Origin of the sequence: Mesorhizobium sp. M1B.F.Ca.ET.045.04.1.1 (assembly GCF_003952465.1) — a bacterium.
GTDB lineage: Bacteria > Pseudomonadota > Alphaproteobacteria > Rhizobiales > Rhizobiaceae > Mesorhizobium > Mesorhizobium shonense.
Map to the genome: position 1 here is coordinate 1162193 of NZ_CP034448.1, position 15922 is coordinate 1178114.

Here is a 15922-nt window from a genome sequence, read left to right on the forward strand (position 1 = left end):
CCTTGCTTCGCCCTAGGATGACGACCGAAAGGATGTCGCGCCTCCCCGACAACCATTGTGCCAGCGCAACATCCGGTTCCCATTCGCCGCCTGGCCTAGTAAACCCGTCCGCGATCGCAGCCGGTCTCGGGAGGTTTCGCTTGTCCAGTTTCGTCAGCGTTGCAAACGCGAACGGCGTGGCGGCGGTCACCATCGACAACCCGCCGGTCAATGCGCTGAGTTTTCATGTCCGCAAGCCGCTTTACGAGGCGCTTATCGCGCTGCGCGACGATCCCGCCGCCAAGGCCATCGTCATCGCCTGCGCCGGCCGGACTTTCGTCGCCGGCGCCGATATCACCGAATTCGGCAAGCCGGTCGAACAGCCGGAGCTTCGCGCCATCATCGCCCTGCTGGAAACCATCGCCAAGCCGACGGTCGCCGCCATCCACGGAACGGCGCTTGGCGGCGGACTGGAGCTGGCGCTCGGTTGCCATTTCCGCGTCGCCGATCGGGGCGCCAAGCTCGGCCTGCCCGAGGTGAAGCTCGGCCTGCTGCCGGGCGGCGGCGGCACGGTGCGCCTGCCGCGCCTGGTGGGTGCTGCAAAAGCGCTCGGCATGATCGTTTCGGGAACGCCGATTTCGGGCGGCGAAGCAAAGGCTGCGGGTCTTGTCGACGAGACCTTCGACGGCGATCTGTTGGCGAACGCGGTTCGTTTCGCCAGCGAAATGGCCGATCGAGGCGGGCCGTTCGTTCCGGTACGGGATCGCAACGAGCGACTTGCCGAAACCGTTCTTGCCGCCTTCGACGCCCAGGCGGTCGACCTCGCCAAAAAAACGCGCGGACTGGAAGCGCCGCTTGCCTGCGCCGATGCCGTGCGCAATGCCATCACGCTACCCTTCGACGAGGCACTGGCCGCCGAGCGCCAGCTTTTCGCAAAACTCGTTTCGGGCGACCAGTCGCGGGCGCAGCGGCATCTGTTCTTCGCCGAGCGCGAGGCGGCGAAGGTGCCGGGCAAGGACCTGCAGAAGCGCAGGATAGAACGCGTCGGCATCGTCGGCGCCGGCACGATGGGCGGCGGCATCGCCATGGCCTTCGCCAATGGCGGCTTTCCGGTGACCTTGCTGGAGACGAGCGAGGAAGCGCTGCAGCGCGGCCTGGCGATGATCGAGAAGAACTATGCGGTCTCGGTGAGCCGCGGCTCATTGACCGAGGCGGCGAAACAGCAGCGGCTGGGTCTGTTCAAGGGCAGCGCCGACTATGGCGATCTCGCCGATTGCGACCTGATCATCGAGGCCGTGTTCGAGGACATGGCGGTGAAGAAGGAAGTGTTCGGCAAGCTGGATGCCGTCGCCAAACCCGGCGCCATCCTTGCCACCAACACCTCCTATCTCGACGTCGACGCGATCGCCGCTTCGATCTCGCGGCCGCAGGACGTTCTCGGCATGCATTTCTTCTCGCCGGCCAATGTCATGAAGCTGCTGGAGATCGTGCGCGCCGGGAAGACCGCGCCCGACGCGCTGGCGACGGTGACCGATCTCGCCCGGCGCATCGGCAAGGTGGCAGTCGTCGTCGGCGTCTGCCATGGTTTCGTGGGCAACCGTATGCTGTCCGCGCGAGGTGCGGAAAACGAAGCGCTGCTGCTGGAAGGCGCGACACCTGCCCAAGTCGACAAAGCGTTCAGCGATTTCGGCTGGCCGATGGGACCGTTCCAGATGGGCGACCTCGCCGGCCTCGACATCGGCTGGCGCAACCGCAAGGCGCGCGGCCAGACGGCGGTGATTGCCGATACGCTGTGCGAGCAGGGCCGCTTCGGCCAGAAGACCGGCCGCGGCTGGTATCGCTATGAGAGCGGCTCGCGCGAGCCGGTGGCCGATCCCGAAGTCGACGCGCTGATCCGCGCCAAGGCGGCCGAGTTGGGTATCGCGCCACGCGCGATCGGCGCTGGTGAGATCATCGAGCGCACGCTCTATCCCTTGGTCAACGAGGGCGCGAAGATCCTCGAGGAAGGCATCGCGGCGCGGGCGTCCGACATCGACGTCGTCTGGGTCAACGGCTACGGTTTTCCGATCGGCAAGGGCGGACCGATGTTCTGGGGTGGCCTCGAAGGCGCGGCCAGGATCGTCGAGCGGCTGGAGCATTGGCACCATAGCACTGGCCGCGCCATCTTCGAGCCGGCGCCGGTGTTGAGGAGGTTGGCCGAGACGGGGCGCTGGGAGGGATAGTAAAGCTATCTGGAACGAGCGCCGGAGTTCCTTCACACCCCCCTCTGCCCTGCCGGGCATCTCCCCCGCAAGGGGGGAGATCAGCAGTTTTGGCGCCTCGCTCCTCTTGCGGCGTCCGAGATTGGCGAAGGCCGTCGTGATGGCTGATTTCCCCCCTTGCGGGGGAGATGGCCGGCAGGCCAGAGGGGGGTGCTGTCCCGCCGACGTTCCCAGCTTCCATACGGCAACCACATGCCAAATTTGACCATGTGGACAAAAGTGGGGCGTCGTTCCATAGTCTTGGCGTCTGACATTTTTTTGAACGGCCGGCTCGACACGGCCGTCGAGCAGAGGGGAACTTCAATGAAAAAAGATCATAGCAAAACGCAGCGCGCCGGCCTGTCGCGCCGCAACGTGTTGGAACTCGGCGCGCTGGGCCTCGCGGCGGTGGCGCTGCCGGGCGTGGCCTTCGCCAAGGACAAGAAGCTGAAGGTGGCGGCGATCTTCGCTACGCCGATCGAGGAGCCGTGGGACAACCAGATCCATGTCGCCCTGCAGAAGGCCGAGAAAGAGCTCGGCATCGAATACAAATGGTCGGAAAAGGTGCAGACCGCCGATTTCAGCCGCGTGATGCGCGAATATGCGCAGGGCGGCTACCAGCTGGTGCTGGGCGACGCTTTCGCCGCCGAGCGCGAGTCGCGTCGCACGGCAAAACAGTTCCCGAAGACCGCCTGGCTGTTCGGCTCCGGCGCCGGTCCTGCCGAACCCAATTTCGGCGTCTTCGACAACTGGATCCACGAGCCCGCCTATCTCTCCGGCATGATCGCCGGCAAGATCTCGAAGTCGGGCACGGTCGGCGCGGTCGCGGCGATGGGCATTCCGGAAGTGAACCGGCTGGTCAACGCCTTCTTTGCCGGCGCCAAGGAGGTCAACCCGAACGTCAAGAAGAAGGTTGCCTTCATCGGCTCCTTCTTCGATCCGCCGAAAGCCAAGGAAGCGGCGGTGGCGCAGATCGATGCCGGCGTCGACGTCATCTACGCCGAGCGCTTCGGCGTCATCGAGGCGGCGGTCGAGAAGAAGATTCTTGCCATCTCCAACATGTCCGACCAGTCGAGCCTCGGCCCCGACACGGTCATCACCGGCCCGGTGTGGGACATGTATCCGACGGTCGAGCAGGCGATCAAACTGGTCAAGGCCGGCGTCTTCACCGCGCAGGACTATGGCGACTTCTCGCGGATGGCCAAGGGCGGCTCGTATCTGGCGCCCTACCACAAATTCGACAAGACGCTGCCGGCGGAGGTCAAGGAGCTGGTCGAGAAGAAGAAGGCGGAGATTCTGGAAGGCAATTTCCGCGTCGACGTCGACGAGAACACGCCGGTTTCGGATTAAGCGCCGTCTATCCCTCCCCCTCGAGGGGAGGGTGGCCCGCAGGGCCGGGAGGGGTCGCCCGCGACGCGCTCCATTCTTGTTCAGTCATAGGTCGAGGCGGTTGAGGCGACCCCTCCCGCCTCGCTTCGCTCGGCACCCTCCCCTCAAGGGGGAGGGGAACCAGGAGTTCCCCCTTGTCCGCCCCCTCATCGAAATGCGCGGCATCACCAAGGCCTTCGGCGCCGTCAAGGCGAACGAGGCCGTCGATCTCAGCGTCGCGCCAGGCGAAATCCTCGGCCTGCTCGGCGAGAACGGCGCCGGCAAGACGACGCTGATGAACGTGCTGTTCGGCGCCTATGCGCCCGATGCCGGCGAAATCCTGGTCGAGGGCAGGCCGGTCGCCATCCACAACTCGGCCGACGCGCTGGCCGCCGGCATCGGCATGGTGCACCAGCATTTTCATCTCGCGCCGCGGCTGACGGTGCTGGAGAACCTTTTGATCGGCATTCCCGGCAAGGTCGGCCGCATCGACCGCGCCGGCGGGTTGGCGCGGCTGAAGGAGATCGGCCGCCAGCATGGCTTGAGCCTCGATCCGAACTTGCCGGTGTCGGCGCTGTCGGTCGGCGAGCAGCAGCGGCTGGAGATCATCAAGGCGCTGTTTCGCGGCGCGAAGCTTCTGATCCTCGACGAGCCGACGGCGGTGCTGGCGCCGAGCGAAGTGGATGGCCTCTTCGCCGCCTTGCGCTCGATGGCGGCGCAAGGGCTCGGCATCATCTTCATCTCGCACAAGCTCAACGAGGTCCGGGCGCTCACCCATCGCTGCCTGGTGCTCAGGCACGGCAAGGTCGCCGGCCGCGTCGACCACCCGGCAAGCACCACCTCGGCCGAGATGGCGAAGCTGATGTGCGGCCACGAGATCGTGCCGCCGACAAGAAAGGCTTCGACGCCCGGCGTCGCCGTGCTGACGCTGGACGGCATTTCCACCTCCGGCCATGCCGGCACACCGCTGCTCGACGTCTCGCTTTTCGTCCGGGCGGGCGAGATCCTGGGCATCGCCGGCGTTTCCGGCAACGGCCAGCGGGCGCTGGCCGACGTCATTTCCGGCATGCTGCCGCCCAAGGCCGGCACGATGACCATAGCCGGCAAAGCGGTTGCGCAATTCTCGCCGCGGGCGCTGCAGGCGCTTGGCCTCGGCCGCATCCCCGAGGACCGGATGACCACCGGGCTGGTCACCAACCTGCCTTTGGCCGACTCCATGGTGCTGCCGCGCATCGGCACCGAGGCCTTCAGCCGCAAGGGGCTGCTCGATCCGGCCGCGATCCGCGCCTTCGCCGAAGCCCAGATCAAGGCTTACGACATACGCTGCCCGGGGCCGATGGTGCGTGCCGGCGCGCTGTCCGGCGGCAACCTGCAGAAGGCGCTTCTGGCGCGCGAGCTGGCTTTCGATCCAAAAGTGCTGATCGTCTCGCAACCGACGCGCGGCCTCGACATCGGGGCCGCGCGCTTCATCCACGAAAAATTCCTCGCCATGCGTGCCAAGGGCTGCGGCATCATCGTCATCGGCGAGGACCTCGAGGAGTTGCTGATGCTCTCCGACCGCATCGCGGTGATGTATGAGGGCCGCATCGCCGGCACGCTTTCGGGCGCGGACGCCACCGTCGCGAGGCTCGGCCTGATGATGACCGGCGCGGAGGGAAGGGCGTAAACCATGGGATTTCCCCTTTCCGACGTCGGTGCCGCCCCTCACCTGCCTGCCGGCATCCTCTCCCCGTATAGGGACGGGGAGAGGGACGCTCTCATCGACGGTTTCGCCAACAGCCAGCGTTCCAAGAAAGGTCGCCGAGGTTGCGGCCAGCCCCCTTCTCCCCGTCACTATACGGGGAGAAGGTGCCGGCAGGCGGATGAGGGGCGGCGCGGACGCTCGCGGAAGTACTCGTCCAGCCCGCGGCGGTTGCCGGCCAGCTATCACGGCGCGGAGGGGCACGCCTGATGTTTCGTCTCGAAGTCCGTACCTCGACGCCAGCCTGGTTCAATCTTGCTTTGCCGCTATTGGCCATCGCCATTGCACTGGTGCTGTGCAGCGGCCTCATCGTGGCGGCCGGCGCCGGCGTGATTGAGGCCTACGGCGTGATGCTGTCGGCCTCGCTCGGCGACAGCTACGCCATCACCGAGACGCTGGTGCGAGCCGCGCCGATGATCTTCACCGGCCTCGCGGTGGCGATCGCCTTCCGGGCAAAATTCTGGAACATCGGCGCCGAGGGCCAGCTGCTCGCCGGCGCGGTGGCGAGCTGCTTCGTCGGCGCGATCCCGATGCCGGGCACCCTCGCCATGCTGTTGATGGCGCTTGTGGGCGCGGCTGCGGGCGCTCTCGTCGCGCTGGTGCCGGCGACGCTGCGGGTCAAATTCAAGGTCGATGACGTGGTGAGCTCGCTGCTGCTCAACTCGGTCATCTATTATGCGCTGATGGCGCTGATCGAGGGGCCGTGGAAGGACAGCTTCAGCGGCTATCCGATCTCGCCGCCGATCGAGGACTCGGCCAATTTCCCGGTCCTGCTCGAGGGCACAAGATTGCATCTCGGCGTCGTCGTGGCGCTGATCGCGGCGCCGCTCTGCTGGTTCCTGATCGCGCGCACCACGCTCGGTTTCCGGATCCGCGTCACCGGCGAGAACCAGGAAGCCGCGCGCTATGGCGGCATCAACGTGCAGCGCGTGCTGCTTTCCACGGCACTGCTCTCCGGCGCGCTTGCCGGGCTCGCCGGCGTCGGCGAAGTCGGCGGCGTGCATTTCCAGGTGATGAGCGACATCTCGCCGGGCTATGGCTATTCCGGCATCGTCGTCGCCATGCTCGCCCGGCTCAACCCGCTCGGCGTGGTGCCGGCGGCGATCTTCCTTGCCGCCGTCATGACCGGCGCCGAGGCGATGTCGCGGGCGACGGGGGTGCCGGCCTTCCTCAGCGACGTCATCCAGGGCACGGCGCTGCTTGCCATGCTGGTGGCGCTGCTCTTCACCGCCTACCGCATCCGCCGCGTGGGGGCTTCCGCATGAGCGCGGTGTTCGAGCAGATTTTCCAGGTCGGCTTCCTTGCCGCCATCATACGCATCGCCACGCCACTAGCCTTCGCGACGCTCGGCGAAATGTTCTCCGAGCGCGCCGGCGTGCTCAATCTCGGCATCGAAGGCATCATGCTGCTCTCGGCCATGGCCGGCTTCACCGCTGCCAGCTTGAGCGGCAGCCTATGGCTGGGCGTGCTGGTGGCCGTGCTTACCGGCGCGCTGATGGGTGCGCTGCATGCGCTGTTCACGGTGGCGCTGGGTCTCAGCCAGCATGTCTGCGGCATCGGCGTGACGCTGTTCTCATCCGGCCTTGCCTATTTCCTCTACCGGCTGATCTTCGGCCAGCAGTCCGTGCCGCCGAGCATCGATGGTTTCAAGCCGGTGCCGATCCCGCTGCTTTCCGACATTCCTATCCTCGGCCCAGCGGTGTTCAACCAGTTCACGCTGGTCTATCTGGCTGTTATCGCCATCCCGCTCGCGGCCTTCGTGCTCTACCGCACCCCCTGGGGGCTTTCAGTGCGCATGGTCGGCGAGAATCCGCGCGCGGCGGATTCCGCCGGCGTCAGCGTGATCGCCACGCGCTTCCAGGCGGTGATCCTCGGCGGCGCGCTGATGGGGCTCGCCGGCGCGTTCCTCACCATGGCGCAGTTCAACGCCTTCACCTTCGGCGTGGTGTCGGGGCGCGGTTGGGTGGCGATCGCGCTGGTCGTGTTCGGCCGCTGGGATCCATGGCGCTCGGCGGGAGCTGCGTTGCTCTTTGCCTTCGTCGACGCGCTGCAACTCAGGATGCAGGCGAGCGGGCTCGGGCACATTCCTTACGAAGCCTTCCTGATGCTGCCCTTCATCTTCACCATCGTCGCCATGGCGTTCATGTCGCGCAATGCGGTGGCGCCGTCAGCGTTGCTGAAGCCGTTCCGGAGAGAGGAGCGGTAGTGCCCTTTCCTCTCCCTCCGGAGGGGGAGAGGTGGCGCTGCGAAGCAGCGACGGAGTGGGGAAACCACCTTGCAACCGTCGCCGACGGATGCGTAAAAATCTTCCTATGCCGCGCCAAGGGTCGACCCCCACTCCGTCGAGCTGCGCTCGACACTTCCCCCCGATCGACGGGGTAGAGGAAGGGCGCCAAGCTGTCCTTGGGCGAACCTGGACCTTGGAAGCCTCAGATCGCCGTAAAGGCGTTGTCGACGAAGAGATGCGCGCCGTTGACGAAGCTCGATTCGTCGCTGGCGAGGAACAGCGCCGCCTTCGCCACTTCCTCCGGCTCGCCGATGCGGCCCTGCTGCGCGGCCATGGCGGCATCCGAAACGTCGACGCCGAGCTTGCCGAGGTCGGCGACCTCGCGCAGGCCGTGCGGCGTGCGGATGAAGCCGGGGCAGACGGCATTGCAGCGGATGTTGCGGTCGCGGAACTCCACCGCGATGGCGCGCGCGAACATATGGCAGGCGCCCTTGGTCGTGTCATAGAGCACTTCGTTCGGCGTCGCCGCCACCGCCGAGATCGACGAGGTGCAGACGATCGAGCCGCCGCCGGCGGCGATCATGCCGGGGAGCACGGCGCGCGTCATCAGGAACATCGAGCGCACGTTGACGGCGTGCAGCCAGTCCCATTCCTGCAAGGTCGTCTCCAGGAACGGTTTGATGACGATGGTGCCGGCGTGGTTGAACAGCACGGTGACCGGCCCGAATTTCTCTGCGGCCGCCTTTGCCGCCGCTTCGACCTGCGTTTCGTCCGAAACGTCGGCCACGAAATGCTCGGCGACATGGCCGCGCGCCCGGATCGCCGCTGCAGTCTTGCCGGCCGCCTCGTCGTTGCGATCGATGATCGCCACCTTGGCGCCTTCCGCGGCAAACAGCTCGGACGCCGCTCCGCCCATGCCCGTCGCACCGCCCGAAATGATGGCGACCTTGCCCGCCAGCCTTCCACCCATGTCTTTTCTCCGTTCTGTTCTGGAGGGTCTCTTCTGCCCAGCCGGGATGCTAGACCGGCCGCCTGGGATGGCCAAGCTCTATCGGGCAAGGGCTTTTTGGCTTCAGGAGGCCGCTCCGATTGGCCGATTCCAGCTCAATCCAAGGCCAGTGCCGCACACTCTGGCGGGCGGGATCCTCCCTGAGGGAGGGTAAGAAAAACCACCAATTTCTGGAATCTGAGAATGTTGTTTCAAAAACGTCTAAAAAATAGCAATCGACAAAGTCTACTAACTTTATAGATTAATGGCCGAGACGGAGGCCGATATGTCCTATATCCAGAACGCCCAGACCGCCCGCAAGGGCCAAAGGCTGACCGCCGGTGAGAGCTGGAGGCCCGCCTATGGGGGCACTTTTGCCTATCTCGTCTTCGCGCTGGCATTCGTGTTCACCGGCGCGGTGGTGCTGGGTCTCATTCCCTAATCGCATGGGCCCTAATCGCATGGGCCCTAATCGCATCGGGCCTGAGTCTCGGTATCTGAAAATCTGAGTTGAGTAGTCGGAGCAGATGACTGGCCGCGCGCCAGGGCGCTGTCGCGCGCCTTGTTCGCGGGTTTTCAAGAGCGGGGCAATCCAACGTGATGGAGGAGATGGCGATGCCGATCGAGTTCACGCATGTTCCCGGTAAGCCTGCCAATGGCAGCTTCTTCTACGATTTTGCCGAGACCGCGACCAAGCTGTCGCTGATCGAGGATGCCGGTTTCCGCAAGCTGGTGGTCGACGATCCAGCCGGCCTGCTCACCAATATGGATATCGCCGACCAGACGCTCGAGCGCACGGCGTCATTGGAAGTGGTGCTGACGCACTGGGCCGGCGTGATCGAGCCGACGGTGGCGGCGCGGCAGCTGGCGGCGCTCGACCGCAGAGGCGGCGGCCGCTTGTCGCTCAGGATGCTGAGCGAGCCGCTCGAGGACAGCGATGCCGAGGTGCGGCCCGTCGGCCACGGCGTGGTGTGGCAGCGCATCGACGAATATCTGGTGCTGTTGAAGCGCCTTTGGTCCAACGACAAGCCTTTCGATCACGAAGGCGCATTTTATAGCGTCAAGGGCGGTTTCGTGCCGCGCAAGGGTCCGCATGGCGCCGATCTCACCATCCGTCTTGGCGGGCAATCCGGCACCGCGTTGAAAGTGGCTGGCCGGCACGCCGATGTCTTCGAATTGGCCGCCGGCACGCCGGACGAAGTCGCGCAGTTGATGCAGCGCGTGCGCAGCGCCGCCGCCGAGCATGGCCGCGCCGGCAGGCTGCGCTTCGCTTTGCCCGTCCGTATTCGTCCCGAGGGCTGGTCGGGCACCTTCGACCACAAGGCGGTCGAGGTCGCGGGACCGCCGGCACGGCTTGCGCTCTCGCTGTTGCCCTACGCCGCGCTCGGCATCGAGGAATTCATGATCGGCGGCATCGACCGTCCCGGCGAGATCGCCCGGATCGGGCGCGAGACGGTCACGCTGATCGCGAATTCGCTGGCGCGGCGCGAGGCGGACACGCCGTCGCCAGGAACGTTCGCGTCGCGCTCTTTCACCGGGGCGCACGTCCGCTGAGACTGCGGATCGAGGCGAGACCTGCGGCCGCCGGTCTCATCGAGGATCGATGGCCGGCGGCGGTTGTGAGGCATAGTCGACGCCGTCCATGACATAGTCGGCGAAGAGGAAATCGCGGATGCCGGCGATCCGGCCATTCTCCCAATCGAGGAGGATGAAGTAGCGCGGCGGCCCGTCCGGACGGTCCGGGCTGGTGACCAGGATGGCCGGCCGGCCTTCGATGGTGCCGGTCGTGAAATGCCAATGCGTCTCGTCTGCATAGCGGCCAAAATAATTGCCGACATACTCCTTGCCTTCGGCGCGAAGCCGATTGACCAGCTCCAGCTTCACGTCGTCCGCAAGCAGGCCGCGCAAGGCATCGAAATCCCGGGCGTTGAAGGCGGCGACATAGTCGCCGAGGCGCCGCATGTCCTGCCGGTTGAGCATCGGGCGCGGCGCTGCTGCCCGAGGTGCTGCCGCCAGCTTGCGCAGGTTTTCGCGGCCCCGCTGCAGCGCGCCCTTGATCGCGGTCTCGGTGGTTTCGAGGATCTCGCCGATCTCTTCCAGGCTGTGGCCGAGAACATCCTTCAGCACGACGGTGCATCGCTGCGCCGGCGGCAGCTGCATCAGCTCGGCAAGGCTCGCCTCGGCAGCGATACGCGCATCGAAGGCCGAGTCCTCGTCTGCGATCGTATCGAGCTCGACGTCACTCTCATGCGCCTTGAAGCGGCTTCGCTTGCGCAGGAAATCAAGCGCTGAATTGTGCGCGATGCGAAACAGCCAAGGCTCGGTCTTATCGGGCATGTCGCCATTCCTGATCGCCACGAAACCTTTGGCCAGGGCTTCCTGGACGATGTCTTCGCCATCGATGACCGATCCCACCATGCGCGAGCAATAGCGGTGCAGCTTGGCCCTCAGGCCTGCGGCTTCGCGCTCGAAGGCGCGAAGCCTGGCTTCGGTCGTTGCAACGGGATGATCATGCGAACCGGTCACGCGGCCTCCTAGTCTTCCACGCCGCCCGTATGGGAATAGCTCGTATGCCCCATCACGCTCTCGCCGGTTCCATGCTCCATGATCGTCTTCATGTACTCGGCGAAGCGAGGGTCGCCGCGGAAGGCGGCGATGTCTTCGGCCGAGCGCCATTGCGAGATGTTGACCACCTTGCTGCCGTCGCCGCCGACGACCACGGATGAGGCCAGCGAGCCCGGCTGCTTGCTGAAGAAGTTCCGCGTCCCTTCGGCAAGCACCTCGGCGAGGTCCTGCTGCTTGCCGGGCTTGGCGGTGAAGACGTTGATCAAGGTCACTGCGGTCGACATGGCTTGGCTCCGTTTGTCCTGGCGGAGGCCGTTGTGGCTTCCGCAATCGTCACAACCGTCAAGACGAACGCGATGTCGGGAACGGAACGGTGCATGCAAAAAAATTGATTGGCGGCCAACAAGCGCCTGTCAATCGGCAATGCATCGGTCATTTTCAGGAAAAATTCCTCCCCACCGTTCCGAAAGGTCCCCGTCATTCGTCTTGGTGGGTGCCGATGCTTCTGGCGCCGGCATCAACCAAGGGAGAGAAAAATGTCGATCTTGTCATCCATCAGCCGCCTGGTGACCGAATACGCGGCCGTCCATGCCCGCTACCGGGCGGCGCGGACACTCTATTTGCTGCCGATGGATATCCGCAAGGATATCGGCTGGCCGGAGGTCGCCGATTTGGGCGATCCCGCAATCGTCAGTTCGCCGCGCCCGCGAGTCGTGACAGCGCGGTGATGACGGCCTCCGTCACCGTCAGCGCGCCGAAGACGCCGTCCTCGACGGTCACCATGTGCAGGGCGGCGTCGTGCGCCTTTTGGTCGCCGCTGGCGCAGGCGTCCGCGATCGTTAGGCATTGGAAATTGCGGTCGCAGGCCTCGCGCAAGGTGGTGTGCACACAGACATCGGTGGTGCAGCCGGTGAAAAGCAGATGCGTTATACCCCGCGCGCGCAGTACCAGCTCCAGGTCGGTATAGGTGAAGGCGCCGTTGCAGGTCTTGTCGACGACGATGTCTTGCGCAGCCACCTCGATGTCGGCGACGATCTGGAAACCGGGGCTGGAGCGCAGCAATATGTCGGTGCCGTCCAGTCCCGCCCGCTTGCGGCGCCATTTCTCGTAAGGCGTCATGTCGGCCATGTCGGCGCGATAGCCTTGCCTGGTGTGAATGACGGTCAAGCCGGCGGCGCGAGCGCCCTTTATCAGCCGGTTCACGGCCGGCAGAATCGCCCTCAGCGGCGCGGGGTCATAGCCTTTCCTGGCGAAGTAGCCTGTCGGCGACAGAAAATCCTCCTGCAGGTCGATCACCAGCAGCGCGGTGTTTTGCGGCACCAGCCGGCCGTCATAGGGGAAGTCGAAAGGTGTCGCCTTGATCATCGCCTGCTGCCTCGGTTGCAGCCCCATCGTGACTCAGCGGCGGCATCACCGTCCAGACCTCACTGCGGCTCCCGATCGGGGTCGCGGCGATTTGTTGATCAGTAAAGTCACCTTTATAGTTGACTATTTACCTCATGTTTTCTAGTCAACCGGCGTTGGCCACCCTGGCGACAGCCCTAGGCAGCGGCCGGTTGGGAGACGGATGTTGACCGGAGCAGATATCCAGACAGCCTTTCATGTCGAGGCGGTGCGCTTTGCCGTCGGCGAGCGCACGCTGCTCGGGCCTGTCTCGCTCGAGCTGCAATGCACGCGTGTCTACGGGCTGATCGGCCATAACGGTTCCGGCAAGTCGACGCTAATCAAGCTTCTGGCGCGCCAGCAGCCGGCAAGCTCCGGCGACATCCGCTTCGCCGAGCGCCCGCTCGCCGGCTGGGGCGCGCGCGAGCTGGCGCGGGCTCTCGCCTATCTTCCGCAGACGACGCCGGCGGCGACCGGCCTCACGGTGCGCGAGCTGGCGGCGCTCGGGCGCTATCCCTGGCATGGCGCGCTCGGCCGGTTCGGGCCGGAAGACAAAAGCCATGTCGAGGAGGCGCTGGCGCTAACCGACATGAGCGCTTTCGCCGACCGGCTGGTGGATGAGCTTTCCGGCGGCGAGCGGCAGCGCGCCTGGCTCGCCATGCTGGTGGCGCAGAATGCCGGCGTGATGCTGCTCGACGAGCCGATCTCGGCGCTCGACATCGCGCATCAGGTCGAGGTGCTCGGTTTGGTCCGCGAGCTCAGCCGCAAGCGCGGCCTTTGCGTCGTCGTGGTGCTGCACGACCCCAACATGGCGGCGCGCTATTGCGACGAGCTGATCGCGCTGAAGGAAGGACGGCTGCTGAGGCGCGGCACGCCGGACGAGATCATGCGGGGCGACGTGCTCAAGGACATTTTCGGCGTCGAGATGGGCGTGCTCAAGCATCCCGTCAGCGGCCAGCCAATCGGTTACGTGCAATGAAGAAGCGAGGACGAACCTTGTCCCGGAACAGTTTTTTTGCGGCGCTGGCCGCGTCCGCCATTCTTTCGGCTGGCCCTATTCTTTCAGCCAGTATAGCGCTGGCGCAGGAGCAACCGGCAACGCCGGCGCCGGCCGCACAGGCGCCCACCCAACAGCCCATGACACCGCCGGCAGCCGTGCAGGCACCGGTCGGGCCGAATACCCAGCCGGCTCCGAGCAACGCCGGGGGTGAAGAGCCTTCCGCCATTTCGCTCACGCTGCCGCATGACCTTTCGCCCCGGGGCATGTTCATGGCGGCCGACATCGTCGTCAAAGCCGTCATGGTCGGGCTTGCCTTCGCCTCGCTGGTCACCTGGACGATCTGGCTCGCCAAGTCGCTGGAGATCCTCGGCGGCAAGCTCAGGGCGCGCCGTGCGGCCGTTGCCATCGGCAATGCCGCGACGCTGATGCAGGCCGGCCGCGCGCTCGGCCATGGCAACGGACCCGGCGCGCTGCTGGTGCGGGCGGCGGAGGAAGAGCGAGCACTTTCGGCCGGCGCGCTGGACCATGCCTCGGGCGACGGCCTGAAGGAGCGCGTCACCTCCAGGCTTTCGCGCATCGAGGCGGCGGCGGCACGGCGCATGTCGCGCGGCACCGGCCTGCTCGCCACCATCGGATCGACGGCGCCGTTCGTCGGCCTGTTCGGCACCGTCTGGGGCATCATGAACGCATTCATCGGCATCTCGCAGGCGCAGACCACCAATCTGGCGGTGGTAGCGCCGGGCATTGCCGAAGCGCTGCTCGCCACCGCCATGGGCCTGGTCGCGGCCATTCCGGCGGTCGTCATCTACAACATCTTCGCACGCTCGATAGCCGGCTACCGACAGATCCTCGCCGACGCTTCCGCCGGCGTCGAGCGGCTGGTCAGCCGCGATCTCGATTTCCGCACGGTGCCGCCGGCAACGGCAATGGCGGCGGAGTAGACGGCGATGGCGGCGCGGATCCGTGAGACGGCAGGCGAGGATCTCGAGGAAAGCCACGAGATCAACGTCACGCCGTTCATCGACGTCATCCTGGTGCTTTTGATCATCTTCATGGTCGCGGCACCGCTGGCGACCGTCGACGTCAATGTCGACCTGCCTGGATCGACCGCGACGCCGGCGCCACGGCCCGAGACGCCGCTGTTTCTGACGCTGAAAAGCGATCTCACGCTGGCGATCGGCAATGACAGCGCGCCGCGTCCCGCCTTCGCCGCGGTGCTCGACAGCCGCACCAAGGGCGACAAGCAGACGCGCATCTTCCTGCGCGCCGACAGAAATATCGGCTATGGCGAACTGATGGAGGTGATGAACCTTTTGCGCGCCGCAGGCTATCTCGAGGTGGCGCTGGTCGGATTGGAGACGGCATCCGGTGCTGGCGGCACGGCTCCAGCCACGGGCGGAAGTCCCGCGCCGGCGACAAGCGGCAGCCCGGCGCCATGACGCGAATGATCGCCACCTTGTCCTCCCATCCGCGCTTCGGCCTCCGCGAAGCCGGCCTGTGGACGAGTGCTGCCGCGATCATTCTCGCCGCGCATGTCGCGGTCGCCTATGCGGTGCAGAACCTCAGCTTCGCCGAAGTGCCGGACGGCGGCCCGCCGCCGGCTCTGGCGATCGAAATGGCGCCGATGGTGATTGCACCCGCGGTGCCGGAAGACGTCGCGACACTCGACGCCGTCACGCCGGATCCGCCCGATGCGGCAGAGGAGACGCCGACGGTCAGCGAAGTGAGGCCGGTCGCCGACCCGGCGCCGGTCGTGGAAAAGGCCGAGCCGGTGACCGAGCAGCCGGTCGAGGCCGATAAAGTGGAAGAGGCCGAGCCGGCAGAGCCGACCGTGGCAGCGCTGGGCGAAAAGCAGCCGCTGGACGAGGTCGTGCCTGACCCTGTCGAGGCCGTGGCTCCCGACGTCGTCATTCCACTGCCGCAGCCGAAACCGGTCGACACGGACGTCAAGGCGGACAAGCCGGTCGAGGCGAAGAAGAAAGCGGAAAAGAAGCCTGCCGAAAAGCCGAGGGAGCGGCCAAAGAAGGAAAAGCCGGCACCCCCCAAGACGGTGACGACGGCCAGCATCGATGCCAAGGCGGGAACGAAGGCCGCAGCGCCGCAATCCTCCGACGCGTCGCCGCGGTCGAGCGTCAGCCCGTCGCGGTGGAATACCAGCCTGGCGGCCTGGATCAGGCGGCACACGCGCTATCCAAGCGCGGCGCGCTCGAGAAAAGCCGAAGGCAGCCCCAGCGTCACCTTCACGGTGGATGCCTCAGGCAGGGTGGTCTCCGCCCGGCTGGCGCGATCCTCCGGCGACTCGGACCTCGATCGCGCGGCGCTCGGCGCGCTGCAGGGCGCAACCGTGCCTACCCCGCCGGTGGAGCTCGGCGCGCGCGTCACCCGCACGGCACCCTTCGTCTTCAGCCTGCGGGACTAGGCCGGCGACGCG

General features: G+C 66.0%; 16 protein-coding genes. 12 read left to right on the forward strand and 4 right to left on the reverse strand.

Annotated features, from left to right (window positions below; genetic code table 11):
* The first annotated feature begins 140 nt into the window (after window positions 1-140).
* From EJ071_RS05775 to EJ071_RS05805, 5 genes are all read left to right on the forward strand, one after another.
* Window positions 141-2201, forward strand: a complete 2061-nt coding sequence (locus tag EJ071_RS05775; protein ID WP_126097218.1) for a 3-hydroxyacyl-CoA dehydrogenase NAD-binding domain-containing protein — start codon at window positions 141-143, stop codon at window positions 2199-2201.
* Between the two features lie 342 nt (window positions 2202-2543).
* A complete protein-coding gene (locus tag EJ071_RS05785) occupies window positions 2544-3569 on the forward strand; it encodes a BMP family protein (RefSeq protein WP_126097219.1) in 1026 nt (341 codons plus the stop codon).
* Window positions 3570-3762: 193 nt separating this feature from the next.
* Window positions 3763-5253 carry an ABC transporter ATP-binding protein gene (locus EJ071_RS05790; RefSeq protein WP_126097220.1) on the forward strand — a complete coding sequence of 497 codons (1491 nt, stop codon included), beginning with the start codon at window positions 3763-3765 and terminating at the stop codon, window positions 5251-5253.
* Between the two features lie 284 nt (window positions 5254-5537).
* Complete coding sequence (locus tag EJ071_RS05800; protein WP_126097221.1) at window positions 5538-6593, forward strand: ABC transporter permease; 1056 nt, start codon at window positions 5538-5540, stop codon at window positions 6591-6593.
* Entirely contained in the window at window positions 6590-7534 is a 945-nt protein-coding gene (locus EJ071_RS05805) for an ABC transporter permease (protein WP_126097222.1), read from the forward strand. Before EJ071_RS05800 ends, EJ071_RS05805 begins: the two co-directional genes overlap by 4 nt.
* Before the next feature lie 223 nt (window positions 7535-7757).
* Here the strand turns inward: EJ071_RS05805 and EJ071_RS05810 are convergent, their stop codons facing one another.
* Entirely contained in the window at window positions 7758-8525 is a 768-nt protein-coding gene (locus EJ071_RS05810; protein ID WP_126097223.1) for an SDR family oxidoreductase, read from the reverse strand.
* A gap of 304 nt (window positions 8526-8829) precedes the next feature.
* Between EJ071_RS05810 and EJ071_RS05815 the strand changes: the two genes are divergently transcribed.
* A complete protein-coding gene (locus tag EJ071_RS05815; protein WP_126097224.1) occupies window positions 8830-8985 on the forward strand; it encodes a hypothetical protein in 156 nt (51 codons plus the stop codon).
* A gap of 173 nt (window positions 8986-9158) precedes the next feature.
* Window positions 9159-10097: an LLM class flavin-dependent oxidoreductase gene (locus tag EJ071_RS05820; protein WP_126097225.1), complete on the forward strand. Its 939-nt coding sequence runs from the start codon at window positions 9159-9161 to the stop codon at window positions 10095-10097.
* 36 nt (window positions 10098-10133) lie between these two features.
* Here EJ071_RS05820 and EJ071_RS05825 read toward each other — a convergent pair whose 3' ends face one another.
* Window positions 10134-11069 carry a sigma-70 family RNA polymerase sigma factor gene (locus EJ071_RS05825; RefSeq protein ID WP_245460171.1) on the reverse strand — a complete coding sequence of 312 codons (936 nt, stop codon included), beginning with the start codon at window positions 11067-11069 and terminating at the stop codon, window positions 10134-10136.
* An 8-nt stretch (window positions 11070-11077) separates the two neighbouring features.
* A complete protein-coding gene (locus tag EJ071_RS39170; protein ID WP_126097227.1) occupies window positions 11078-11392 on the reverse strand; it encodes an antibiotic biosynthesis monooxygenase in 315 nt (104 codons plus the stop codon).
* Between the two features lie 252 nt (window positions 11393-11644).
* Here EJ071_RS39170 and EJ071_RS05835 point away from each other — a divergent pair, with 252 nt between their 5' ends.
* Window positions 11645-11836, forward strand: coding sequence for a hypothetical protein (locus EJ071_RS05835; protein ID WP_126097228.1), 192 nt, complete (start codon window positions 11645-11647; stop codon window positions 11834-11836).
* Here EJ071_RS05835 and EJ071_RS05840 read toward each other — a convergent pair.
* Complete coding sequence (locus EJ071_RS05840; RefSeq protein WP_126102491.1) at window positions 11799-12473, reverse strand: isochorismatase family cysteine hydrolase; 675 nt, start codon at window positions 12471-12473, stop codon at window positions 11799-11801. The two genes, EJ071_RS05835 and EJ071_RS05840, sit on opposite strands and share 38 nt — an antisense overlap.
* Before the next feature lie 202 nt (window positions 12474-12675).
* Here EJ071_RS05840 and EJ071_RS05845 point away from each other — a divergent pair, with 202 nt between their 5' ends.
* The 4 genes from EJ071_RS05845 to EJ071_RS05860 are packed head-to-tail and all read left to right on the forward strand — an operon-like array spanning window position 12676 to window position 15910.
* Window positions 12676-13470, forward strand: coding sequence for an ATP-binding cassette domain-containing protein (locus EJ071_RS05845; RefSeq protein WP_126097229.1), 795 nt, complete (start codon window positions 12676-12678; stop codon window positions 13468-13470).
* Between the two features lie 17 nt (window positions 13471-13487).
* A complete protein-coding gene (exbB, locus tag EJ071_RS05850) occupies window positions 13488-14432 on the forward strand; it encodes a tonB-system energizer ExbB (RefSeq protein ID WP_189521421.1) in 945 nt (314 codons plus the stop codon).
* 6 nt (window positions 14433-14438) lie between these two features.
* Entirely contained in the window at window positions 14439-14930 is a 492-nt protein-coding gene (exbD, locus tag EJ071_RS05855) for a TonB system transport protein ExbD (protein ID WP_126097231.1), read from the forward strand.
* Entirely contained in the window at window positions 14927-15910 is a 984-nt protein-coding gene (locus EJ071_RS05860) for an energy transducer TonB (RefSeq protein ID WP_126097232.1), read from the forward strand. Before exbD ends, EJ071_RS05860 begins: the two co-directional genes overlap by 4 nt.
* The last annotated feature ends 12 nt before the right edge of the window (window positions 15911-15922 follow it).